Origin of the sequence: Streptomyces sp. NPDC001480 (genome assembly GCF_042894725.1) — a bacterium.
In the GTDB taxonomy this organism is placed as follows: Bacteria; Actinomycetota; Actinomycetes; order Streptomycetales; family Streptomycetaceae; genus Streptomyces.
In genome coordinates, this window is sequence record NZ_JBIAVX010000021.1 from 54,098 (window position 1) to 76,329 (window position 22,232).

Below are 22,232 nucleotides of genomic sequence, written 5' to 3' on the forward strand. Positions count from 1 at the left end.
CCAGGTCAGACGGTGAAACGGTCGGGGTCTGCGGCTTTCCAGTCGGCCGCCCAGGAGGCCGGTGGCTCGGCGAGCAACTGCCCGGGCTCAAGCCACTCGTACAGCTCCTCGTAGGAGCGCTCGGTGAAGGGGTCGACGCGCCGGCGGAGCATGTGCGGACGCAGCTGCGCGGGGCCGGTGACGCCCATGGACGCCATGATCTGCAACGCGCTGGCCACGGTCGCCTCCTGGAAGCGCTGGACGCGCACGGTCTTGTCCGGGACGTGGAGTGCGCGGGCGCGGCGGGGGTCCTGGGTGGTGACGCCGGTGGGGCAGGTGTTCGTGTGGCACCGCTGCGCCTGGATACAGCCGACAGCGAACATCATCGCCCGCGCGGCGTTGCCGTAGTCGGCACCCTGCACCATGCGCTTGACCAGGTCGGTCCCGGTGGCGATCTTGCCACTCGCGCCGATCCTGATCCGGCCGCGCAGGCCGGTTCCCACGAGGGCGTTGTGCACGGCGAGAAGCCCCTCGGTGAGCGGGGTACCCACGTGGTCCGCGAACTCCAGCGGCGCCGCACCGGTCCCGCCCTCGGCGCCGTCCACCACGATGAAGTCGGGCGCCGTGCCCTCCTCCAGCATGGCCTTGCACACGGCCAGGAACTGACGCCGCGAGCCCACGCACAGCTTGAACCCGGCAGGCTTGCCACCGGACAGCTCCCGCATGCGGGCAATAAAGCGCACGAGTTCACGCGGGGTGGAGAACACGCGGTGGTACGGCGGGGAGACGACCGTCCGTCCCTCGGGCACGTCCCGGACCCGGGCGATCTCGGCGTTCACCTTGGCGCCCGGGAGCACACCGCCGATACCGGGCTTGGCGCCCTGCGACAGCTTCAGGGACACGCACTTGACGTGTTCGTGCGCGGCCTTGTCGGCGAACTCGGCGGAATCGAAGTCACCGTCGCGCGTGCGGCAGCCGAAGTACCCGGTGCCGATCTCCCAGACGAGGTCGCCGCCCGGCCGCAGATGGTACTCGGACAGCCCGCCCTCACCGGTGTCCTGCGCGAACCCCCCTGCCGCCGCGCCCCCGTTGAGCGCGAGGACGGCGTTGGCGGAGAGCGATCCGAAGCTCATCGCGGAGACGTTCAGCAGTGCCATGTCGTAGGGCCGGCCGCAATCCGGACCGCCGATCCGCACGCGCGGCGGTTCCTTCGGCACGGGTCGCGGCGCCATCGAGGGGACCAGGAACTCGTAACCAGGCTGGTACACGTCCCGTTCGGTGCCGTACGGCTCCTCCGCGTCCGTGCCCTTGGCGCGCTCGTAGACGATGCTGCGCACGTCCCGGTCGAAGGGACGCCCGTCGTAGTTCCGCTCGATGAAGTACTGCTGCAACTCCGGACGTATGCGCTCCATGAGAAAGCGGGCATGGCCGAGGACCGGATAGTTGCGCAACACCGAATGCCGGCGTTGCAGCAGATCCCACGCCCCCAGCAAAGCCAGCAGCATCACCGGTACGGCGACGAGCAACCACCAGGGGGAGATCCAGGCCGCGGCCAGGAACGCCAGAACGCCTGCGACAAGAGTCAGGACGACGATTGCGATGCGTGTCACCCCTTGCTCATTACCGGGGGATCGCTCTCCAGTCCTGGGAGACGTCCTCAGGCCACCGGCACCGGCGCGGTAGGTGCCCCCGCTGGTGAGAAAGGCTCACGTTGGCGCCGACTCCGAGACTCGCATAATGGAAGACCGCGTACAGTGACCGGTCGACGGCTCCGGGCGAGCATCGGGAGTGCGCCCGCCATCACCATTCACGTGGTTCAAGATTCCCCGAGCCATTCGGTTTACTTGTCCGGGATGTCCATACGCCCTTCCCCGCCCTCCGCGCAGCCTCGGGTGGCAGGTAGCGCCGCAGACGTATCAGGACACCTGAACTTGCACGGGCGAACGAATACGCCTCACATGTCAAGGATCGGCTGCGCAGCAGACTGAGGCGGACGGGACCCTTGGCATGCCGGACGACGTTGCCCACCAGCTCGGTCGTGAGCACGAGATCACCGAGGCCCCATGCATCGAGCTGTTCGCGAACGTACTCGCGGGCCTGTCCGGCTGCCCGAGGATCGTTCGAGAGGCTACAGGAAGCGACATCACGGGCAGCGGCACATCGGGTACGGACGATGAGCAGGCCGGCGTCGTCCGTCGTCTGTTCGCGATCAGGCAGCAGAGCCGACACGACCCTGTCGCACAAGTCCTCCAGGCGTCGGATGCCCTCGTCCTCCTCGCTGCCCTGGACGCAGCCGGTGTCCGCCGTGACGTGGGAGAGGATCTGCCGCAGTTCGACCAGTCCCTGGTCGGCGGTGCATCGGTGGCGGGCGACGAAGCGGTCACACGTTCCTTCCAAAGCCCTGCCGCGCGGTGCGGCGGCACGTCCACTCCAGAGCCACCGTGCGGGCCGACCGTGGCAGCCGCCACCGCAGCGCCCCCGAATGGCGCCGGTCGCCCCGATGCGTGAGCTGAGGCCTGGGTCGACGCCTGCCACAGGGCACCCCGTTCAGCGCCGGACGAGTGGCCGGGGCAGGTGAGCATGCCTACGTTCGTCCGATGGGCACCGAAGGCGCGACCGAGGCGCGGAACACGGCAGCAGTGGACGACGTCGCACACCTGTTGGTGCGCTGTCTGCAGGCCGAGGGCGTGGAGTACGTCTTCGGGATCCCGGGCGAGGAGAACATCCGCTTCGTGGACGCGCTGAACGGGTCCGGGATCCGGTACATCCTGGTGCGCCACGAGCAGGCCGCCTCGTTCATGGCGGAGATCTACGGCCGGCTGGCCGGGCGGGCCGGGGTGTGTTCGGCCACGCTGGGGCCCGGCGCGATCAATCTACTGCTCGGTACAGCAGACGCCACGACCAACAGTGCACCGATGGTGGCCCTGGCCGCCCAAGGGTCGCTGCGGCGCATCCACAAGGAGTCGCACCAGGTCATCGACCTGGTATCGATGTTCGCTCCCGTCACCCAGTGGGCGGCTCGCATCGAGTGCCCGAACGCCGTGCCGGAGATGACACGCAAGGCGTTCAAGACCGCGCAGAGCGAGCGCCCTGGTGCCGTGTTCCTGGCGGTGCCGGAGGACATGGGGCCCCAAGCACCGCGCCGCCGCCTGTGCTGCATCCGCACCGTGGGCGGATCCCCGGCCCCCATATGACAGCCGGGACGGAGGGGTCTAGCGTCGAATTGGAGCTGGACGACTCCACTTGTGCGAGGCGAGCTGCCGTGGTTACCGACAGAGCCGATGCACTCACCGTCCACAGCCTGCGGGAAGGCGACGAGGTCACCTTCGTGTCGATCATGACCTCGTGGTCTCCGGGGATGCTGAGGCTGGCGCGGGTGTACGTGAGAACATCGCAGTCGGCGGAGGACGTGGTTCAGGACACGTGGCTGGCCGTGCTGGCGGGGCTGGACGGGTTCCAGGAGCGCTCTGCGCTGCGGACGTGGGTGCTCGGGATTTTGGTCAACAAAGCGAAGTCCTGCGCCCTTCGGGAGCGCAGAGTGCTCCCGACGGACCTGCTGGATTGCCATGAGGCAGGTCCTACCGTGTCGCCCGACCGATTCCGTGGACCGGAGGACCGGTGGCCCGGGCATTGGCGGGTCTTTCCCGAGCGGTGGCCTGTGATGCCGGAGGACGAGGTGCTGTCCGGCGAGCTTCGTCAGCGGATGGGACGGGTTCTGGAGAGCTTGCCGCGTAGGCAGCGAGAGGTGATCGAGCTCCGGGATGTCTACGGGTACTCGGCGGATGAGACGTGCTGGATGCTGGATCTCTCCGCGGTGAATCAGCGAGTCCTGCTGCACCGGGCGCGTGCGCGGATGCGTGACAGCATCGAGGAGTACTTTCGATCCGCAGTGGTGGGGTGACGCGATGGCTGAGGCGGAGGGTCTCAGTTGCGCCGAGTTCGTGGAACTTGTGACGGACTACCTCGAGAGGGCGCTCGATACACGGTCGCGCCTGCGGTTCGAGGAACATCTGGCTGAGTGCGAGGGCTGTGAGACCTATCTGGAGCAGATGCGCGAGACGTTGAGCATGCTGGGCCGCATTCCGCGCCAGACGCTCTCCGAGGAGGCCCAGAGACGGTTGCTCACTGCTTTCCGCGACTGGAACGCCACCGCGTTATGAGACGTATGCCGAGTAAAAAGGCTGCATACCGTTGCGGGCGTAGGTGAAGCGACAGCACCGCCGGATCACTAGGGCTCGATAGTGAGCCAGGAGTCGTGACCGAAGTCAATGTTGGGTGCGTGAGAGTCGGCAGTGGTCAGGCGGAACCCCCAGGTCGGGACCGGTTTCCGCGGGGAGGCGCTCCAGCCTCAGGACGCAGGAAACCCGAACACTTCCGGGAGCCTGGGCGGCCAGTGACCAGTCTTCCGATGGTCAAGACCGCAGTGCGTCAGTGGGGGCCTGGTGTGCGGTGCTGGTGGTTGTCGCGATGGGGAGCGGTTCGTTGACCGTCGGGTTGGGGCACAGCCTCTGGGACTGGAAGCAGACCAGCGCGTATCCGGCCAGCGCTGCTACCGCGAGGCCGTCAGCGATCACCAGGCGTTTGGTGTCGCCGGTGAAACGGCCAAGAGCCAGGCCACGCGTGTACGTGTGGCCTGGCGATGTGCCGCATCCGGTGCAGCCGGCTGAGGGACGACTGTAACGCCTGGCTGGGGTGGGGGGACACAACCGGACGGGTCGTTCGTGTAAAGGAGGCCGAACATGCGCGAGCTGCAGGTGGATGTCGTGGTGGTCGGGGCGGGACCGGCGGGTGAGAACGCAGCGGGTCGGTGCGCCGATGCCCGCTTGTCGGTTGCGGTCGTGGAGCGGCAACTGGTGGGCGGGGAATGTTCGTATTGGGGCTGCATTCCCAGCAAGACGCTGCTCCGCCCGGGGGACGCAGTGGCGGCCGCCCGCCGGGTGCCGGGGGCCGCTGAGGCTGTGACCGGACGGGTGGACGCGCAGTCCGCTTTCGCCCAGCGCGACTACATGACGAGTCACTGGCAGGACACCGGGCAGGCGAAGTGGCTCGCCGACCGGAACATCACGTTGGTGCGCGGGACTGGGCGGCTGGCCGAGGAGCGCGTGGTGAACGTGACCACCGAGGACGGTGATACGACACGGCTGGCGGCGAGCAGGGCTGTGGTGCTGGCCACGGGTACTGCGGCGGCCATCCCGCCTGTCGACGGATTGCGGGACATCCGGGTGTGGGACAACCGGGGCGCCACAGCGGCCAAGGAGATCCCACCGCGTCTGCTGGTGCTGGGTGGCGGGGCGATCGGTGCGGAGATGGCGCAGGGGTTTCATCGGCTGGGCTGTCGGGACGTCACCTTGGTGGAGGGGACCGATCGCCTGGTTCCGCGGGAGGAGCCGTTCGCCGGCGAGGAGTTGCGGGCAGCTTTCGAAGCCGAGGGCATCACCGTCATCACCGGTGTCCTGCTGCAAAAAGTGTGGCGGGAGGCCGCGGACGCGCCGGTGGAGGCGACGCTCGCCGACGGCCGGGAACTGGTCGCCGACGAGATCCTGGTCGCGGTGGGACGCCGTCCGGCGACGGCCGATCTGGGGCTGGACAGCGTCGGCCTGCAGCCGGGCCGTTTCGTGGACGTCGACGACCACATGCGGGCGACCGGCGTGTCCGGTGGCTGGCTGTACGCCATCGGGGACTGCAACGGCCGCGCGCTGCTGACCCACATGGGCAAGTACCAGGCCCGGATCGCGGCCGACGTCATCATCGGCAAGGGCGAGCCCACTGCCACTGACGTGGTTCCCAGGGTTACCTTCACTGACCCGCAGGTCGCCGCCGTGGGGCTGACCGAGGAGCAGGCAGGCGACCAGGGACTGCCGGTGCGCACCGTCAGCTACGGCACCGGCGACGTGCCCGGCTCGTATGTGCGGGGCAACGGGCTGGGTGGCACCAGCAAGCTGGTGGTGGACACCGAGCGGCGGATCGTGGTCGGCGCCACCTTCACGGGCCAGGACGTTCAGGAACTGCTGCATTCTGCCACCATCGCGGTGGTGGGCCGGGTGCCGCTGGAGGTGCTGGGGCACGCGGTGCCCTCCTTCCCGACGGTGAGCGAGGTGTGGCTGCACCTGCTGGAGCAGTGCGGGGTGTAAGGGGGTTCCGGCATGCCTGACGTGTCGTTCGTGAATCTTTTCGCGGTCACTCTCGTGGCACTGCTGGCTCCCTTCCTGCTCGGGCTCGCTCCCAAGGTGCGGATCCCGGCGGTGGTGCTGGAGATCGTGGCGGGCATCGTCCTGGGACCGTCCGGCCTGGGTTGGATCAAGGCCGACCTGCCGGTGCAGATCGTGGCCCTGCTCGGTCTGGCCTTCCTGCTGTTCCTGGCGGGCCTGGAGATCGACGTGCACCGGCTACGCGGACGCCTGCTGGGCTCCGCGCTGCTCGGCTACGTGATCACCGTGGTGCTCGGTGTTGCGGCCGGGGTGGCTTTCGGCGCGGTGGGCTGGGTGCACAGCCCTGTCCTGATCGCGGTGACACTGTCCGCCACGTCGCTGGGGCTGGTGGTGCCCGTACTTCAGGACGCGGGACGGGTGAACACCGATCTGGGACAGATCACCATCGCGGCTTCGTCCGTGGCGGACTTCGCAGCGGTGCTCTTGCTGTCGCTGTTCTTCTCCGGTTCCGGCGGAAGCACCGGAAGCCGCGTGGTGCTGCTGGTCGCTTTCGCTGCCTTGGTGGCCGTGGCCGCAGTTGCTGTCGGGCTGGCGGGGCGCTCGATGCGGGTGGGTGATGTGCTGTTGCGTCTGCAGGACACCACGGCGCAGATCCGGGTCCGGGCGGCCGTTGTGCTGCTGGTGGCGTTTGTGGCTCTGGCGGAGAAGTTCGGCCTGGAAAGCATCCTCGGGGCCTTCCTCGCGGGCGGGGTCGTGGGCCTGGTGGACCGTGACTCCGCCTCCCACCCGCACTTCAGGATCAAGCTGGAAGCCATCGGGTACGGCTTCGTGATCCCGGTGTTCTTCGTCGCCAGCGGCCTGCGGCTTGATCTTCGCGGGCTTCTTGCGAGTCCCTCGGCGCTGCTGAGGGTTCCTGTGTTCCTGCTGGCCCTGCTGGTCGTGCGCGGCGTGCCGGCCCTGCTGTACCGCCGTTCGCTGGGGAACCGCTCGTCGCTGGCGGTGGCGCTGCTCCAGGCCACGTCCCTGCCGTTCCTGGTCACCGCCACCCAGGTGGGTGTGGCCTCCGGGTTGATGACACCCGTCACGGCGGCGGCTCTGGTGTGTGCGGGTCTGCTGTCGGTGCTGCTGTTCCCGGTCTCCGCGCTGGCCCTGCTGCGAAAGCGGGCCAAGCCCGAGACCCGTGCCCGGATGGATCACTCGAGGATGGGCGAAGCCATGTGAGCGGGCCTGCTGACAAACCTGCGGGCCGAGCCGGTGAGGGTGGCGTGGCTGTGGCCGTCACCCCCGGCACATCGTTCAGGCTTCGGCGATCTCCACGAAGACTTTGATGGCACCTGGCGCACCGAGCGCAGCGAGAGCCTCGTCGTAGTGGTCGAGTCCGTGGACGGGGTGGGTGAGCAGGCGCGAGAGCCAGCCCGGGTACTGGGCTTCGGCGACGGCGAGATCCCGGACGCCTGCCTCGAAATGTTCGCGGTTGGCGTTGACGGTGCCGAACATGACCTTGTTGCCGAGGACGAAGTCCAGGTTGATCGCGTCCGAGGGGACTTCGCTGCGGCGCATGCCGCCGGTGACGCTGGACAACACGAGGATGCCGTTCTTGGCGACGAGATGGCACATGGCGTCGAAGACGATGGGCGAGTATCCGGTTGCCTCGAACACCAGGTCGTAGCCGCCCGTCTCGGCGGCGTTCTGGGCGAGGGACTGCTGCTTGGTGCTGATGTAGGTGGCGCCGATGGCCTCGGCGAGGTCGGAGTTGAGGTAGGGCGGCTCGTCCAGGCCGAAGGTGGTGACCTCGAGGCCTCGGTTGCGCAGGATCATGGTGGCGAGCAGTCCGATGGTGCCCGCGCCGAGGACGGCCGCACGGCGCGGCTGCCACACCTTCAGCCGGCGCTGGATCTCGTAGGCCTCGATGATGCCCTTCTCCGCCACACTGGTGGGCTCCAGCAGCACGGCCACGTGTTGGAGGCCTTGGGGAATTTTGATGAGGTAGCGGGGATCTTCGACGTAGTACTCGGTCAGGAAGCCGTTTACCCGGCTGATGCCGTGCTCGTAGTAGGCGTCGTCCGTGGTCATGTCGGGTGTGTCGATCAGGTCGTAGAGACTGTCCCCGGCCCGGCGGACCCGGGCGACCACGTAGTCGCCCGGGGCGAACTCGGTGACAGCGGGGCCGACTTCCTCCACGCGGCCGAGGCTTTCGTGGCCCGTGATCAGGTAGTCCTGACCGGCGGGGGCGGTGCCGTACTCTCCGGCGTTGATTTCCTTGTCGGTGCCGTCCAGTCCCAGGCGCAGGATCCGGACCATGACTCCCCGGCCGTGCGGGATGTCGTCCACTGCGGGCCTGGGGACGTCGATGAGGTGTGCGCTGCCGGCTTTTCCGGGAGAGACGCCGATGGCCTTCATGGTGTTGGTGTTCCTCTCACAGGCGGTACCGGCCGCACCGGGCGCCGCTGCTGAACGGCCTGCCCGTCTGCGGCCAGGTTGCGGTTGTGGTGAGCGGCTCGGGTCACGGACGGGTGTCGGGACGGCGTCCGTGGGTGTGAGCCAGGCGACGGCAGGCTTGTGCCGGACCGCCTCGCCGGCGGCCGACGGTCTGTCCGGGCTTCTGTCAGCGGGCGGCCGCAAGGACCGCACTCTGCGCACACGCCGCTCCGGCGGGGTGTAGCGGCAGTCCAGGAAAGGGCAGGTGTAGGCGTCGTCGTGGATGAGCTTTCCGCACGCCACCGTCCGGCGGCGCCGCCAGTACAGCACCGCCGCGGCCAGCGCGCCCGCCAGCGGGGCGATCAGGTACACCCACAACCCCGTCCAGGTGCCGCCCACCAGAGCCGGTCCCAGGCTGCGCGCGGGATTGAGGCTGGTGCCCGACACCGGCGCCTCGACGAACACCAGCGTCGCGACCAGCAGCCCGGCTGCCGCAGCCGTGTACGGCATCAGACGGGGCCGGTCGACCAGGTTCAGGATCAACGCCACCAGCAAGAACGTGGCAGCGACCTCGGCCGCGAGGGAGGCCCAGACACCCCCGGTCCCGGGCACGGTCGCACCAAGCTGCACGTCGGTGGCCCACCTGCCCCACAGCAGCAGGACCAGCACCGTCCCCAGGACCGCTCCCGCGACCTGCGCCGCGGCGTAGCCGGCGGCGCTGCGCCCGGTCATCTTGCCCAGCCGGTAGAAGGCGAGGGTGACGGCCGGGTTGATGTGCCCTCCGCTGATACGGCCGAGCGGGGAGTAGACGATCAAGGTCGCCGAGCCCGCGAACAGCACCCCGGTCAGCAGCCGGCGCAGGTCCGCACTGGGAACGGCGGCGACCACGGGCGAGTGGGAAGCGAAGCCGACGACGACCGCACTGAGGCCCAGCAACAGCAGCAGAGCGGTGCCGGCGAACTCGGCCGCCATCTCACGCCATCCCGTCACGGTGCGGCCTCCTTCAAGGCCCGGTTGTCCACTCAGGCCGCGATGGGCCGGCGCGCCTGGCTGATCGCCCAGGCGGCGTTGACCAGGCCGATGTGGCTGAAGGCCTGGGGGAAGTTCCCCAGCAGCTCACCGGTGGCCGGGTCGACCTCCTCGGCGAGCAGACCGACGTCGTTGATGTAGGAAGCCGCCTGCTCGAACACGCCACTTGCCCGCTCGGTCTGCCCGGACAGGGCCATGGCCTGGGCCAGCCAGAAGGTGCACAGCAGGAACGTGCCCTCTTCTCCGGCGAGTCCGTCCACTCCGCCCTCGGTGCGGTAGCGGTAGACCAGTCCCGCGTCGTCGGTCAGCCTCTCGGCGGTGGCGTCGATGGTGGCGCGCATCCGGGGGTCGTCGGCGGGCAGGAACCCGACGATCGGCATCATCAGGTTCGATGCGTCAAGAGCCGTGGAGCCGAAGTACTGGGTGAAGGCGCCTGCCTCCTCGCTGAAGCCCTCTCGCAGCACGGTGTCGTGGATCTCCTGGCGGGTGCGCCGCCACGCCGCCACCTTGTCCTGCGGCGCGCCGAGGCGGGGTGCGAGGCTGATGGCCCGGTCCAGTGCCGTCCAGCACATCACCTTGGAGTACAGGAAGTGGCGGGGGTCGCCCCGCACCTCCCAGATGCCCTGGTCCTTCTCCGTCCAACGGTCGGCGGCGGTGTCGGCGCAGGCGATGAGGAACCGACGTGTGTCGTCGTCGATGCGCTGCAACTGGTCCGCCAGGCGGTGAGCGGCGTCCAGCAGTTCCCCGTAGACGTCGATCTGCTGCTGGCTCCAGGCTCCGTTGCCGACCCGGACCGGACGGCTGTCCCTCCAGCCCTTCAGATGCGGCAGGGTACGCTCGGACAGGTCGTGTTCGCCACCGACCCCGAACATGATCTGCAAAGACCGGTCCTTGGTCAGCGAGGGCGCGGCGGTCGCCAGGAAGGAGAAGAACTCCTGCGCCTCGTCCGGGCAGGCCGCGACCCAGAGCGCTTCCATGGTCAGCGAGGCGTCACGTACCCAGGTGAAGCGGTAGTCCCAGTTCCGCTCTCCGCCCACGCCCTCGGGGAGGGAGGTGGTGGCGGCTGCGACGATGGCGCCGCTGGGCTGGAAGGAGAGCGCCTGAAGGACTCGGCCGCTGTGATGCACCAGCTCCCGCCAGGGTCCGTCGTAGGCCTGGTGCAGGTCGGACCAGGACCGCCACGCGGCGATCGTCGCCTCCAACCGGTCGGCGAGCTCCTCCTGGGGCCACACATGAGCCGGGGTCTCCTCCAGCGTGGAGCGGTGCATCCCGTAGTACAGCGACTCGCCCGCCTGGACGGTGAACGCGGCGTGGGCGGAGGCGTCCGTGAAGCTCATCGGGGTCGGTGTGGTCAGCACCAGCCACTCGGCTCCTCCCCGGGAGGTCACTCCTCCCTGCGTCGGGGAGAGGATGGGCGCGATCAGCCCGTATTCCGGGCGGGGACGGTAGACCACCTCCACCGGTACCTCCCCGTCCACGCCGGAGAGCCTGCGCGCCAGCAACCGCGGCACCCCGATCCCCAGCCGATGGCCGCCATTGTCCGCCCCCACCAGCAGGGCATCGGTCAGCACCGCCGTCCCCGAAGCGGTCCGGAAAGTCGTCTCCAGCACCATCGTCCGCTCCACATAGCGCCGTGATACCTCGCACGGCGCTGACGGCCGGATCGACCAGTGACCGGCCTCCTCGTCCAACAGCCGCCCGAACACCGAGGGACTGTCGAAACGGGGAAAACACAACCAGTCGACCGAGCCGTCCCGGCTGATCAACGCGGCGGAATGACGATCGGAAATCAGTGCATAATCGGCGATGGCGATCGAACTCATGGCAGCTCCCACAAACGGCGTCGACACCATGCAGTTCACCCAAAGGCCCAGACGTTACGGCGCAACAGAGAATATTGTGCAGCGGGCCCTGCCCGCCGCTGCCCCACATCAGCGCCGGACAGCCGCCCGCGCAGGCCCGTCAGAGTGCCTCCTGCAGGGCGGCAAGCGATGCCACCCCGTCGAGCGAGATGAGACACGCCGACTCCTCGCCGACCCGCACACCACACGAGGACCTCGCGTGGCGCGTCAAGAAGTCCGCTGACTACGGCCCGCTCCAGGAAGCAACACGGCGACACATCAAGGACGCGCAGATCACCGCACACTGAGACGACATCTGCATATGGTCGGTTCCATCCACCACGGCGCTGTCAGCCCTCACGACGCCCTGCAGATCCTCACCCGTAACGGCATGCCCACCAAGCGTCACTCGAGTGAAGAAGGCCAGATCGTAAAACCATCGTGGGCGCCAGCGCGCAGTGCCGTTCACGTACCGAGTGCCCGGCGGTGAAGACCAGACGGTAGAGGCCGAGGGGTGGCCGGCCTCACTCGCGAACTTCCCGCTCGGGCAGTGGACCGCCGACAACCGGCGGTTCTACGCCCGCGGCGACATGGACGAGGATCGCATCGAGCAGTTAGCGAAGCTAGGCATGGTGTGGTCACACTTCGACGTCGCGTGGGAGGAAGGTCTCGCAGCGGCGCGCGGGTGGGCGGCCGAGGCAGGCCACCTCCTGGCCCCACTCGACGCCACCTACCAGGGCTACCGGGTGGGCATCTGGCTGAAGAACGCCAGGGCCGCGGCCCGGAAGGCTGCCGAGATCGAACAGCGGCGTGCCGACGGCCTGCCGGTGGAGTCGGTGGCCGGCGCGCTGTCGGACGAGCGGCGCGAGCAACTGGAGGACATCGCCCCGTCGTGGTGCCCAGCCTGGCCCGTGGAATGGCAGCGCGCCTTCCACCTCACCCGGATCCACCTGAAGGCCGGCCACCCGCTGCCGACCGAGCCCGGCAACGTCGTCCACCAAGGCGAGGACCTCGGGCGGTGGGTGCGCTCGGTCCGGCTCGGGTGGGACAACCTGATGACCGTGCAGCAGTGGATGTGCGAACAGGTCCTCGGGATCAAGCGCGCGGCCGAGGACGAGAAGCCGCCGCCGCGCCGTACGCAGGCCGACAAGTGGGCGCTGAACTACGAGGCCGCCAAGCAGTTCTTCGAGCGCGAGGGGCACCTGCGGGTGCCGAGGAAGCACGTCAAACGGATCGTCGGCGAGGACCAGGAGGAGCGGGAGCCCCGGCTCGGGGCGTGGATCGGGAACCAGCGCAGCCGGGCCGCGACGCTGTCCCCGGAGCGGGTGGAGCAGCTGTCCGCGATCGGGATGCGGTGGCCGTGATGGGCGGCGCTCTCACCCATGGGAGCTGCGGGAGGACCGAGCCGACGAGCGATAGCGGCCGGGTGTCTGACCGACCAGCTCGGTGAAGGCGTCGATGAAGCTGCTGGGGTTCGACCAGCCCAGCCGGATCGCCGTGTCGGTGACCGAGGCGCCGTCGCTGAGCTCGATCAGCGCCCGTTGGGTGCGCAGCAGGGTGCGCCACTGGTGGAAGCTCATCGACAGCTCGCTGCCGAACAGTCGGCTCAGGGTGCGTTCGCTGGCGCCGGTGCGGTGGCCCAGCTCGGCCAGGGTCGCCGGGCTTGCTGGGTCCATGTGAAGCAGGTCGGTGACCGCCTTGAGACGCCGGTCGCTCGGCTCCGGGAGGCGCAGCGGCTCCTGTGCGGCGCGGGCGAGCTCGGCGAATACGACGTCGATCAGCAGCCGCGCACGGGGGCTCTCCAGCGGCTCGCCCTCGCTCATCAGCGCCAGATAGGCCTCGCGCAGCAACGCGCTCGCCACGAAGACCGACGGCTCGGCCGGCAGCTGTCCGGTCAGCGTCACGGGCAGCGACAGCACCCGGATGTCCGTCTCGCCGTACGCCTTGCTGCTGTGCACCGCGAAGGGCGGCACCCACATGATCCGACTGGCCGGCGCCACCCAGGTGCCCACCTGGGTGGCTGTGACCAGGGCCCCACGCGCGGCGTAGCGGAGCTGGCCGTAGTCGTGGAAGTGCGCGGCCACGTGGGCGCCATGGGCCAGCGGCGCCGACAACGGCGCATCGTCGGTGCAGAAGCTTGGCTCGCCGCTGGGGTCGGACACGCGATCGAGGCTACCCGCAGCTGGCGGGTTATCGGGAGAACCTGGCGCGATACCGGTGGTGCGCCTGGCGCCGCAGACACATCGTGGAGACATGTCACAACAGATCAAGCTCGAGGATGTCGCGCCCGCGTCGTCCTCCCCCCACCGCCGAGGTCAACACCGGAGTCGTGCTCACCTCGCTCACGCCCTGAGTGAAGGGTGGCAGCGATGAGCACACAGACGACCGGCACGATCGCAGTCTTCGGCGCGACGGGGCGACAGGGCGGGGCGGTGGTCGACGCGCTGCTGGCCCGCAAGGCCCCGGTGCGGGCCCTGGTCCGCAACCCGCAATCCGACCGGGCTCAGGCGCTGGCCGCCCGCGGCGTCGAGCTGGCGGCCATCCGGACCGACGACCCGGCGTCGTTGGCCGCCGCGCTGACGGGGGTCGAGGCGTTCTACTTCATGACCCCGGAGGCGAACAACCTCGAAGAGGTCGAGACGGAGATCCGCATCGGCACCGCGCTCGTCGACGCGGCGGTCGCGGCACGCGTCCCGCACGTCGTGTTCAACTCGGTCTTCGGCGCGGACCGGGAGCGGGGTGTGCCGCACCATGACTCGAAGCACTCGATCGAGGAGCACCTGAGGAAGTCCGGCCTCAGGGCCGCGATGGTTCGCCCGGCCCCCTTCATGGAGGAGATGGCACCGAGCCTGGAGCACGGAGAGATCGTGCTGAGGCTGCCGCTGCCGGAGGACGTCGCCCTGAAGATGATCTCGGTCAGGGACGTCGGCCGGGTCGCCGCCGCGCTCCTGCTCGACACCGCGGAGGCACCCGGCGGAGCCGTCGAACTCGTCGGCGACGAGCTGACGGGCCCTCAGGTCGCCGCGGCGTTCGGCGCGCGCGCCGGGCTCCCGGCACGGTACGAGGCCCTCCCGTTGAGCGTGCTTCCCAGCGACCTCGACAGGGCGATGTTCCGCCAGTTCGCGAAGGCGGCGGAACACCCGTCGGATCTTGCGGTGGTGCGGGCGATCGAGCCGGCCACCCTCGACCTGGCCGAGTGGATCCGATCCACCGGCTGGACCGCGCCCACAAACGTGGCTGGTTCCTGAGCCTCCGAGCCGGAACCAGTCGAAGTGCCGGTGCGGCCGCCACCGGTCCCGGCCAAGTTGATCTTTCACCTAGAGCGACGAGCACTGGAGCAGGACATGAAGGCGATCACCTACACCGAGTTTGGCGGCCCGGAAGTCCTCCGCCTCGAAGAGGTCGACGAGCCGCACGCCGGACCCGGGCAGGTGCGGCTGAAGGTCGTGGCGGCAGGGGTCAACCCGCTCGACTCCAAGATCCGCAACGGGTGGAGGCCGCAAATAGCCCCGCCGTTCCCGGTGATCCCCGGCGTGGAGGCGGCCGGCGTCATCGACGAGGTCGGCGAAGGCGTGACCGGCGTCGCGGTGGGTGACGAGGTCCTGGGCTGGACCGTCACCGGCGCATACGCCGAGCACGCACTGGCCGTCGACTTCGGCCCGAAGCCCGCGGACCTCGACTGGAACCTCGCCGCAGCACTGCCCGTCGCCGTCGAGACCTCGGTCCGCGTACTCGACGCCCTCGGCGTCGGGGAAGGCGACACACTCCTGCTGCACGGAGCCGCGGGTGTGGCCGGCGCCGTCGGTGTTCAGCTCGCGGTCACCCGCGGCGCCACGGTCATTGGCACCGCCTCCCCCGGCAACCACGACTACCTGCGCTCGCTGGGCGCGATCCCGGTCGCCTACGGCGCCGGCCTCGCCGACCGGGTCCGCGAGGCCGCACCGCAGGGCATCGACGCCGTGTACGACGCCGCGGGGGCAGGCGACCTGGAGGTGTCGATCGACCTGCGCGGCGGCACCGACCGGATCATCACCATCGCCGATCTGAAGGCCGCCGAGCTGGGCGTCACCTTCTCCGGCCCCGGCGCCCCGTTCGGTTCCCGCCTCGGCGAGTACGCCCGCCTCGCAGCCGACGGCAAGCTCACGGTGCGCATCGCGCAGAACCTTCTGCTGGAGGACGCCGCGAAGGCGCAGGAGCTGAGCGCGAGCGGTCACGCCGCCGGGAAGCTCGTCCTGCGGCCGTAGCTCAGCGCCCGGCCGGCTGGGGAGGCACGACGGCAGCGCACCGGCCAGTCGTCACGGTCCTGGCGAACCCGGCCAGCTCGTCCGCCTCCACCGGTCCTGCCTGCCGCAGGTGGCCGAGACCGCGGTGCGAGCAGCAGTTCCGCCTGCTGCTCGCACCACGTCCGCCCGGCCTCCGCGATCCGCAGGCACTCCTTCGCCGACTTCGTCCACCCTGAGGACATGGAGGCTTTCTTCAGTGGCACCGGCGAGGGTGGACGCGCCGAACTGCGCCTGGGCCGCCGCGACAGCACCTATGTCTGGGTCAGCCTCCGCACGAGCGTCGTGGCCGATGCCGCAGACGGTCCCCGCTTCCTGCTCATCAGCATCGAGGACATTGAGGAGCGCAAGCGTCGAGAGCTGCAACTAGTGCCGCATCAAGCTATGTTCGCCCTGTCGTGATGTGTCGCCCAGTTGCTGCGCCGGGAAGCACCAGACGGCCAGAATGATCACGTGGCTGAACGCGTGCGGGTCCGGGAAATTGATGACGACGAGGGCAGACGGTTGCTGCGGATCATCCGCAGAGGCACTGGTTCGGTGGTGACCTGGCGGCGGGCTCAGATGGTGCTGTTATCCGCGCAGGCCATGCCGGTGGCGAAGATCTCCGAGGTGACGTTCACCAGCGCGGACCGTGTCCGCGACGTGCTCCACAACTTCAACGCGGACGGCTTCGACTCGCTTTATCCCAAGTACAAGGGCGGCCGGCCAAAGACCTTCACTCTCCCGGAACGCCGGGAGATCAAGAAGATCGCCAAGTCGAAGCCGGCCGAGCACGGCCTGCCGTTCTCGACCTGGAGCCTGGCCAAGCTGGCCGACTTCCTGGTCGCCGAGGGGGTGGTCGACGACATCAGCCACGAGGGCCTTCGGGTCCTGCTCCGCGAGGAGGGCGTCTCATTTCAACGCGTGAAGACCTGGAAGACCTCACGCGACCCCGACTACGAGGCCAAGAAAGCCCGTGTCGAACACCTCTACGCGATCGCCGACGGTGAAGTCATACCCGAGGAAGACGAGCCCGAAGTCATCTTCTGCGTCGATGAGTTCGGGCCGCTCAACCTCCAGCCGCACCCCGGCCGGCACTGGGCCGAACGCGGCGGCAGACACAAGGACCCCAACCGAGATCCCCGGCCCCGCCGCCGGGCGACCTACACCCGCCCACACGGGGTCCGGCACTTGTTCGCCGCCTACGACCTGGCCAAAGACCAGCTCTACGGGCACATCAAGAAGACCAAGAACAGGTCGAAGTTCCTGGAGTTCTGCCGCTACCTGCGCTCGCTGCACCCGACGGACGTCCGCATCGCGATCGTCTGCGACAACTACTCACCGCACCTGACGACGAAGCGGTGCCAGCGAGTCGGGACGTGGGCGGCGGCGAACAACGTGGAGATCGCCTACACCCCGACCAACAGTTCCTGGCTCAACCGGATCGAGGCCCAGTTCACCGCCCTGCGCTACTTCGCGCTGGATGGCACCGACCACACCAGCCACAAGGAGCAGGGAAGCATGATCCGTCGCTACATCATCTGGCGGAACAAGCATGCCGCCGACGACCGTCTCCGCGAGGTAGTGAACAGGGCAAACGTTGCTTGAGGCGGCACTAGTGTGATGCGCCAGAAATCCTGAGGGTTAGTTCTGCTCTGTTTTCTGCCCGGTGGTTCCGACCTTGGTGAGGTAGTCGGCGAGGGAGTTGAGGATCTCGTCGGCTGTTTTGGTCCAGGTGAAGGGCCGCGGGTTCTCGTTCCAGGTGTCGATCCAGGCAGTGATGTCGTCTTCCAGTGCCTTCACGGAGGTGTGGACGCCGCGGCGGATGAGCTTGTCGGTCAGCAGGCCGAACCACCGCTCCACCTGGTTCATCCAGGAGGAGCCGGTGGGAGTGAAATGGACGTGGAAGCGGGGGTGTTTGCCGAGCCACGTCCGGATCTCGGCGGTGTTGTGGGTGGCGTAGTTGTCACAGACGAGGTGCACGTCGAGCCCGGCGGGCACCGCCTTGTCGATCCGGATCAGGAACTTCTTGAACTCGATCGCCCGGTGACGGCGGTGCAGTGCCGATATGACGCTGCCGTCGGCGATGTTGAAGGCGGCGAACAGGCTGGTGATGCCGTGCCTCAGATAGTCGTGGGTGCGGCGTTCGGGCATGCCCGGCATCATCGGCAGCACCGGCTGGGACCGGTCCAGCGCCTGGATCTGGGACTTCTCGTCCACGCAGAGCACGACCGCCTTCTCGGGCGGGTGGTGGTACAGGCCGACAACGTCGACGACCTTGGCGACGAACTGCGGATCGGTGGACAGCTTGAAGGAGTCCTGCAGGTGTGGCTTGAGGTCGAACCGCTTCCAGATCCGCCCGATCGTCGACTTCGACAGGCCGGTGCGCTGGGCCATCGAGGCCCGTGACCAGTGCGTGTCCTGGTCCGGGAGCAACTCCAGGGTGGCCACGACGACCTCCTCGACCTGGTCGAGGAGGATCGAAGGCGGCCGGCCCGAGCGCGGCTCGTCCTGCAGACCATCCAAGCGTTTTGTGATGAACCGGGCCCGCCAGCGGTCCACGGTCGACCTGTCGATACCGAGGTCGGCCGCGGCCCGCTGGTTCGTCCCGCCCTCCGCGCAGCGCAGCACGATCTTGGCCCGTAACGCGAGGAACTGGGCGGTCTTGGCCTGCCGCGCCCACTGCTGCAGCTGTCTGCGCTCAGCATCGTCGAGGATCAGGTCGGCCTTCGGCCGGCCGATCCAGCCGGCGTCCTCAAGTCCGGCCATCCGCTCTGCGGCGAAAGCTCGACGCCACTTGCCGACCGTCTTGGCCTGGACACCGACGAGCCGTGCGACACCCGCGTTCGACATGCCGTCAGCACACGCCAGGATGATACGGGCCTTCTCGGCCGAGCGCCGGTGCGGCATTTCCGTCCAGCGTACCAATTCAGCACGCTCCGCCTCGGACAGCGTGATCGCCACAGCAGAAGGCCCCGAATGCGACATGACAACAGGGTAGTAACTAACCCTCAGGATTTCTGGCGCATCACACTAGTGCATCAGCTCAACCACGACGCTCTCACCGGGTTACCCAACCGGAATGGCTTCATCGCCCACATGGACGCCCGCCTCGGTGAATCCGTGGCCAGCACTGTGGCACAGACGCTGGCACAGGCTCCGGAGCAGCGCGGCCACGCCGTCACCACCGGCCGCGATTCTCAAAACGCATCACCAAGTCTGGCTCTTCTTTGTGTCGACGTCGACGGGACACGCTCAGTTAATAGCCGCTTCGGACGAGAAGCCGGTGATGCCGTCCTGGCGGAAGTGGCCAGGCGACTGGCCAAAGTGGTCCCCGAGAAAGCCGTGGTGGCTCGGCTCGTTGACGACGAGTTCGGCGTACTCGCCAACGGAATCGACGAGGCCGGTGCGCACGATATGACAGTACGACTGCGCAATGAGATCACACAACCCATGCAATACCGCGGACAAGGCATCCGCGTGGGAGCCACCGTCAGCATCACTTGGCCACAGCCTGGCATGACCGCCGACGCTGTCCTCAAGACAGCTGCTCTGCAGCTCGAGTACGCACGAAAGGCGGCCTCTACCTGATCCGGGGAGCCGCAAGCAGCCGCCACGTGCCGTGGTGGCTTACGGCACGTGGCGGCTGCGCAAGCCGTGCCCAGCGCACGGCCTGGAGAGCGGCAGTGCCGTCATGGAGGGCAAGACCTCCGCTGTCGTCGGGTCAGCCGAAGTCGAGCGCCTCCTGTGCGAAGTCGGCCGGAGCCGAGTTGGGCAGGGGCGGCGGTGCGTCGTCCTGGCGTGCGGTCTTCCAGCGCTCGGTCAGCTCGTTCTTCCATCCCTTGGGCGGGGGCCACGGGACACCCCAGGCGGCGAGCTGGTCACGCTTCCAGCCGCCGGCGGGCGTACGGGCGGCTTCGATCTCTTCAGGCGAGGGCAGCACAGGCATGTGAGGTGAACGAACAGCGTGCATCAGTTGTCCCCCGAATTTGTTTTGGAAGGGCGCGAGGTCGGCTTCATTACCCAGCCGGACCCACTCCTTGGGCGGCGAGGTACTCGCGTTGGTCGGGGGTTCCGTTCCGACAGGAGCGAAATACATCTCGCCGCTGTATTCCAACGTCGTCGACTTCAGCGCGACCCGCTCTTCGAAAACCTCCTGCCGTAGCTGCAGGACGCCGTCCTCGTGGAGTGCACGGATGTAGTTCAGAAGCTCGATCGTCCCGACTATGGCCCAGGCGACGAGTGGCACGGCGCCACGGAACCGCTCGAACAATCCGAACGCGTCGCCTTCCTGCCGTCGTTCAGTGTCGTGATGCACCACGTCCCCGTAGATCCAGGCCACGGCCAATCCTCCTCACCGCCCGCGACGAACTCACCGGTGAGCGGACCCGGGCCGTGAACGCCCTGACCGCCCTCGTGCGTGTCGCCGACCTCGGTATCGATGCCCGGCGTCCCCTCGGCGTGAAGAAGATCAGCGAGATCGCCCGCTGGCGCCCCCGCGAGGAAGACCTTGCAACCACCATCGCCCGCACCGAAGCCGTCCGGCTCGCCAAGAGGATCCTCACCCTTGACGCCGAGCTCTCGGACAACATGAACCGGACGAGCGAGCTCCTCGACGCCAGCCCCGCCGCCGGCCTTCTCCAGGAAACCGGCATCGGTCCCGTCACCGCCGCCACCGTCCTGGTCGCCTGGTCCCACCCGGGCCGGGTCCGTGACGAAGCCGCTTTCGCCGCCCTCGCGGGCGTGAACCCCATACCCGCATCCTCGGGGAATACCACCCGCCACCGACTCAACCGCGGTGGCGACAGGCGTCTCAACCGGGCCCTGAACGTCATCGCCATGGTCCGCATGGTTCATCACCCCCAGACCCGCGCCTACTCCGACCGACGGCGCACAGAGGGCAAGACAGACCGTGAGATCCGCCGCTGCCTCAAGCGATACCTCGCCCGACGCTTCTACCGACACCTCAACAACGCCGCCGCGGCTGAATTGGGGGTTGACGGGACATAGAAGCTTCATTAGGAAGCTCTACCTTCTTGATCGGGTTGATCGAGCCATTCGTAGGGTTGGGTCGCCCAGGGGTGCTGGGTGTGGCTATCAGTCGGCTGCCGTCTCGTGGCTCTTGAGGCTTCGCCGCCCGGCACCTCACGACGACTCGGCCGCCGATTAGGAAGTGCGAACAAGTCGCTGTGTAGAGCAATGCCGGCGAGGTCGTCCGTGGCACGCACAGAACGAACACGTACGTCTGGAGCACGATGAGCCGGATATGGGCGGGGATCGACAGCGGGAAGGGCCACCATCACGGCCTCGCGCTGGACGTGGACGGCAAGACGCTGCTGTCGCGGCGGGTCGCCAACGACGAGCCCGAGTTGCTGAAACTGATGGGCGACGTCCTGGACCTTGCCGACGGCCGCGAGGTCACCTGGGCCGTCGATATGACCGGCGGCGAGCCCGCGCTGCTGCTGGCCCTGCTGATCAACCACGGCCAGGAGGTCCTCTACATGCCCGGCCGCCTGGTGAACCCAGCCTCCGACGGCTACCGCGGCGAGGGCAAGACCGACGCCCGCGACGCCTACGTGATCGCCGACCAGGCCAGGATGCGCCGCGACCTGCGGCCCATCCGCCCCGGCGACGAGGCCGCCATCGAGCTGAAGCTGCTGACCGGACGCCGGGCCGACCTGGTGGAGGACCGCACCCGCGCGGTCAACCGCCTGCGTACCATCCCCGCGGGCGCGGGGAGCAGTATTGGGGCGGCCCGTTCGGCCGACGTCCCATGGGACCATCCCCGCGTCGGCGGAGACGACACGACCACAGCAGCCGACGACACCCCGCACATCGGAACACCCCCGCGTCGGCGGGGAGGATACAAGCCTCCGGCCGCAAGCTGCGGTCGGAGGCTTTGTGGGCTCACGTAGGTCGTTGGCGGGGTATGTCGCGGAGGATGGCGTCGATGCGGCCCATTCCGGGTTCGTAGCCTTCGCCGCCGGGCTCCAGGAGCATGATGCGGCGGATCTGTTCGGGGCTGAGGCCGCGGTCATGCAAGGCTATGAGCTGTTCTCGCCAAGCGATGCATGCGGCGGCGCCGTCGAAGTCGTCTTGGGCTTCCAGTTGTCGCTCTGCGATCTCTTGGGCTTGAGTGAGGGCAGCGTCTGCTCGTTTGAGGCTCGCGATGGCCACCCATACGGCCACGATGTTGCCGGCAACTGCCGATAGAGCCGTGATGATCGTCCAGAAGTCTGCCATGTTCCCCCCGGTTCCGGCATTTCGAGGCTTATCTACCCGCAGGACGAACTGCGGCATGCCTGGCTCACGCCGACACCGGCGCCGCTCGATGCGTCCCGCGCCTGACGCACGAAAGCCCCCGACCGCGTTTGCGGCCGGGGGTTTTGTCCTGGTTAGACGGATGGCTCGGGAGGCACCGCCCAGCGTTGCCCGGACGGGTCCGGCGGCTGCTGAACTTCGCCGACTGGGACTTCTGGCTAGCAGCGGAGATTTGCGAACGCCGACGCTGCAGGAGCGGTTCCATCTGCGCCTGAGGACGGGCAGGGCGGCGGGCG

The 22,232-nt window shown here is 68.4% G+C and carries 20 protein-coding genes and 2 pseudogenes; 15 read left to right on the plus strand and 7 right to left on the minus strand.

Features of this window, described 5'->3' with window-relative positions:
• Positions 1-5: 5 nt before the first annotated feature.
• The gene (locus tag ACFY01_RS38770) at positions 6-1,589 is read right to left on the minus strand and encodes an FMN-binding glutamate synthase family protein (RefSeq protein WP_390740485.1); all 1,584 of its coding nucleotides are present in this window, start codon (positions 1,587-1,589) and stop codon (positions 6-8) included.
• 397 nt (positions 1,590-1,986) lie between these two features.
• On the opposite strand from ACFY01_RS38770, the gene ACFY01_RS38775 reads away from it, so the two are divergent.
• From ACFY01_RS38775 to ACFY01_RS38800, 6 genes and pseudogenes are all read left to right on the plus strand, one after another.
• Positions 1,987-2,487, plus strand: coding sequence for a hypothetical protein (locus tag ACFY01_RS38775; RefSeq protein WP_390740486.1), 501 nt, complete (start codon positions 1,987-1,989; stop codon positions 2,485-2,487).
• A gap of 89 nt (positions 2,488-2,576) precedes the next feature.
• Positions 2,577-3,104, plus strand: a pseudogene (locus tag ACFY01_RS38780) (thiamine pyrophosphate-binding protein); the annotation flags it as partial.
• A gap of 137 nt (positions 3,105-3,241) precedes the next feature.
• Entirely contained in the window at positions 3,242-3,880 is a 639-nt protein-coding gene (locus ACFY01_RS38785; protein ID WP_390740487.1) for an RNA polymerase sigma factor, read from the plus strand.
• A gap of 4 nt (positions 3,881-3,884) precedes the next feature.
• Entirely contained in the window at positions 3,885-4,139 is a 255-nt protein-coding gene (locus ACFY01_RS38790) for a zf-HC2 domain-containing protein (RefSeq protein WP_359263425.1), read from the plus strand.
• A 579-nt stretch (positions 4,140-4,718) separates the two neighbouring features.
• Positions 4,719-6,110, plus strand: coding sequence for a dihydrolipoyl dehydrogenase family protein (locus ACFY01_RS38795; protein ID WP_390740488.1), 1,392 nt, complete (start codon positions 4,719-4,721; stop codon positions 6,108-6,110).
• Between the two features lie 12 nt (positions 6,111-6,122).
• Positions 6,123-7,349 (plus strand): cation:proton antiporter, encoded by a 1,227-nt coding sequence (locus tag ACFY01_RS38800; RefSeq protein ID WP_390740489.1) that lies wholly within the window; start codon positions 6,123-6,125, stop codon positions 7,347-7,349.
• 75 nt (positions 7,350-7,424) lie between these two features.
• Here ACFY01_RS38800 and ACFY01_RS38805 read toward each other — a convergent pair whose 3' ends face one another.
• Complete coding sequence (locus tag ACFY01_RS38805; protein WP_390740490.1) at positions 7,425-9,536, minus strand: aquaporin; 2,112 nt, start codon at positions 9,534-9,536, stop codon at positions 7,425-7,427.
• A gap of 32 nt (positions 9,537-9,568) precedes the next feature.
• Positions 9,569-11,398 (minus strand): glycoside hydrolase family 15 protein, encoded by a 1,830-nt coding sequence (locus ACFY01_RS38810; RefSeq protein WP_390740491.1) that lies wholly within the window; start codon positions 11,396-11,398, stop codon positions 9,569-9,571.
• Positions 11,399-11,586: 188 nt separating this feature from the next.
• Here ACFY01_RS38810 and ACFY01_RS38815 point away from each other — a divergent pair, with 188 nt between their 5' ends.
• Both ACFY01_RS38815 and ACFY01_RS38820 read left to right on the plus strand, forming a co-directional pair.
• Positions 11,587-11,724, plus strand: a complete 138-nt coding sequence (locus ACFY01_RS38815) for a hypothetical protein (RefSeq protein WP_390740492.1) — start codon at positions 11,587-11,589, stop codon at positions 11,722-11,724.
• A gap of 168 nt (positions 11,725-11,892) precedes the next feature.
• Positions 11,893-12,780, plus strand: a complete 888-nt coding sequence (locus ACFY01_RS38820; RefSeq protein ID WP_390740493.1) for a helicase associated domain-containing protein — start codon at positions 11,893-11,895, stop codon at positions 12,778-12,780.
• A 12-nt stretch (positions 12,781-12,792) separates the two neighbouring features.
• Here ACFY01_RS38820 and ACFY01_RS38825 read toward each other — a convergent pair whose 3' ends face one another.
• Positions 12,793-13,578, minus strand: coding sequence for an AraC family transcriptional regulator (locus ACFY01_RS38825; protein WP_390740494.1), 786 nt, complete (start codon positions 13,576-13,578; stop codon positions 12,793-12,795).
• Positions 13,579-13,785: 207 nt separating this feature from the next.
• On the opposite strand from ACFY01_RS38825, the gene ACFY01_RS38830 reads away from it, so the two are divergent.
• The 4 genes from ACFY01_RS38830 to ACFY01_RS38845 all read left to right on the plus strand — a co-directional run bounded on the left by ACFY01_RS38830 (position 13,786) and on the right by ACFY01_RS38845 (position 17,283).
• A complete protein-coding gene (locus ACFY01_RS38830) occupies positions 13,786-14,664 on the plus strand; it encodes an NmrA/HSCARG family protein (protein ID WP_390740495.1) in 879 nt (292 codons plus the stop codon).
• Positions 14,665-14,760: 96 nt separating this feature from the next.
• A complete protein-coding gene (locus ACFY01_RS38835) occupies positions 14,761-15,660 on the plus strand; it encodes an NADP-dependent oxidoreductase (RefSeq protein ID WP_390740496.1) in 900 nt (299 codons plus the stop codon).
• A 219-nt stretch (positions 15,661-15,879) separates the two neighbouring features.
• The gene (locus tag ACFY01_RS38840) at positions 15,880-16,098 is read left to right on the plus strand and encodes a PAS domain S-box protein (protein ID WP_390740497.1); all 219 of its coding nucleotides are present in this window, start codon (positions 15,880-15,882) and stop codon (positions 16,096-16,098) included.
• A gap of 51 nt (positions 16,099-16,149) precedes the next feature.
• Entirely contained in the window at positions 16,150-17,283 is a 1,134-nt protein-coding gene (locus ACFY01_RS38845; protein WP_390740498.1) for an IS630 family transposase, read from the plus strand.
• Positions 17,284-17,319: 36 nt separating this feature from the next.
• On the opposite strand, the gene ACFY01_RS38850 is transcribed toward ACFY01_RS38845, so the two are convergent.
• Positions 17,320-18,639, minus strand: coding sequence for an IS630 family transposase (locus tag ACFY01_RS38850; RefSeq protein ID WP_390740546.1), 1,320 nt, complete (start codon positions 18,637-18,639; stop codon positions 17,320-17,322).
• Positions 18,640-18,654: 15 nt separating this feature from the next.
• Here ACFY01_RS38850 and ACFY01_RS38855 point away from each other — a divergent pair, with 15 nt between their 5' ends.
• Positions 18,655-19,266 carry a GGDEF domain-containing protein gene (locus ACFY01_RS38855; RefSeq protein ID WP_390740499.1) on the plus strand — a complete coding sequence of 204 codons (612 nt, stop codon included), beginning with the start codon at positions 18,655-18,657 and terminating at the stop codon, positions 19,264-19,266.
• A 133-nt stretch (positions 19,267-19,399) separates the two neighbouring features.
• Here the strand turns inward: ACFY01_RS38855 and ACFY01_RS38860 are convergent, their stop codons facing one another.
• A complete protein-coding gene (locus tag ACFY01_RS38860) occupies positions 19,400-20,017 on the minus strand; it encodes a hypothetical protein (protein WP_390740500.1) in 618 nt (205 codons plus the stop codon).
• Between the two features lie 53 nt (positions 20,018-20,070).
• Between ACFY01_RS38860 and ACFY01_RS38865 the strand changes: the two genes are divergently transcribed.
• On the plus strand, positions 20,071-20,685 hold the full coding sequence (locus ACFY01_RS38865; protein ID WP_390740501.1) for a transposase: 615 nt from the start codon (positions 20,071-20,073) through the stop codon (positions 20,683-20,685).
• A gap of 245 nt (positions 20,686-20,930) precedes the next feature.
• Positions 20,931-21,392, plus strand: a pseudogene (locus ACFY01_RS38870) (IS110 family transposase); the annotation flags it as partial.
• A gap of 190 nt (positions 21,393-21,582) precedes the next feature.
• On the opposite strand, the gene ACFY01_RS38875 reads toward ACFY01_RS38870, so the two are convergent.
• Complete coding sequence (locus ACFY01_RS38875; RefSeq protein WP_390740502.1) at positions 21,583-21,975, minus strand: hypothetical protein; 393 nt, start codon at positions 21,973-21,975, stop codon at positions 21,583-21,585.
• Positions 21,976-22,232: the final 257 nt, after the last annotated feature.

Excerpts from the sequence above, each read along its gene's own strand:
- ACFY01_RS38795 (WP_390740488.1), top strand. The coding sequence starts at position 4,719 with ATGCGCGAGCTGCAGGTGGATGTCGTGGTGGTCGGGGCGGGACCGGCG.
- ACFY01_RS38875 (WP_390740502.1), bottom strand. The coding sequence starts at position 21,975 with ATGCCGCAGTTCGTCCTGCGGGTAGATAAGCCTCGAAATGCCGGAACC.
- ACFY01_RS38815 (WP_390740492.1), top strand. The coding sequence starts at position 11,587 with ATGAGACACGCCGACTCCTCGCCGACCCGCACACCACACGAGGACCTC.
- ACFY01_RS38835 (WP_390740496.1), top strand. The coding sequence starts at position 14,761 with ATGAAGGCGATCACCTACACCGAGTTTGGCGGCCCGGAAGTCCTCCGC.
- ACFY01_RS38840 (WP_390740497.1), top strand. The coding sequence starts at position 15,880 with ATGGAGGCTTTCTTCAGTGGCACCGGCGAGGGTGGACGCGCCGAACTG.
- ACFY01_RS38800 (WP_390740489.1), top strand. The coding sequence starts at position 6,123 with ATGCCTGACGTGTCGTTCGTGAATCTTTTCGCGGTCACTCTCGTGGCA.
- ACFY01_RS38790 (WP_359263425.1), top strand. The coding sequence starts at position 3,885 with ATGGCTGAGGCGGAGGGTCTCAGTTGCGCCGAGTTCGTGGAACTTGTG.
- ACFY01_RS38775 (WP_390740486.1), top strand. The coding sequence starts at position 1,987 with ATGCCGGACGACGTTGCCCACCAGCTCGGTCGTGAGCACGAGATCACC.
- ACFY01_RS38810 (WP_390740491.1), bottom strand. The coding sequence starts at position 11,398 with ATGAGTTCGATCGCCATCGCCGATTATGCACTGATTTCCGATCGTCAT.
- ACFY01_RS38855 (WP_390740499.1), top strand. The coding sequence starts at position 18,655 with ATGCGACATGACAACAGGGTAGTAACTAACCCTCAGGATTTCTGGCGC.
- ACFY01_RS38830 (WP_390740495.1), top strand. The coding sequence starts at position 13,786 with ATGAGCACACAGACGACCGGCACGATCGCAGTCTTCGGCGCGACGGGG.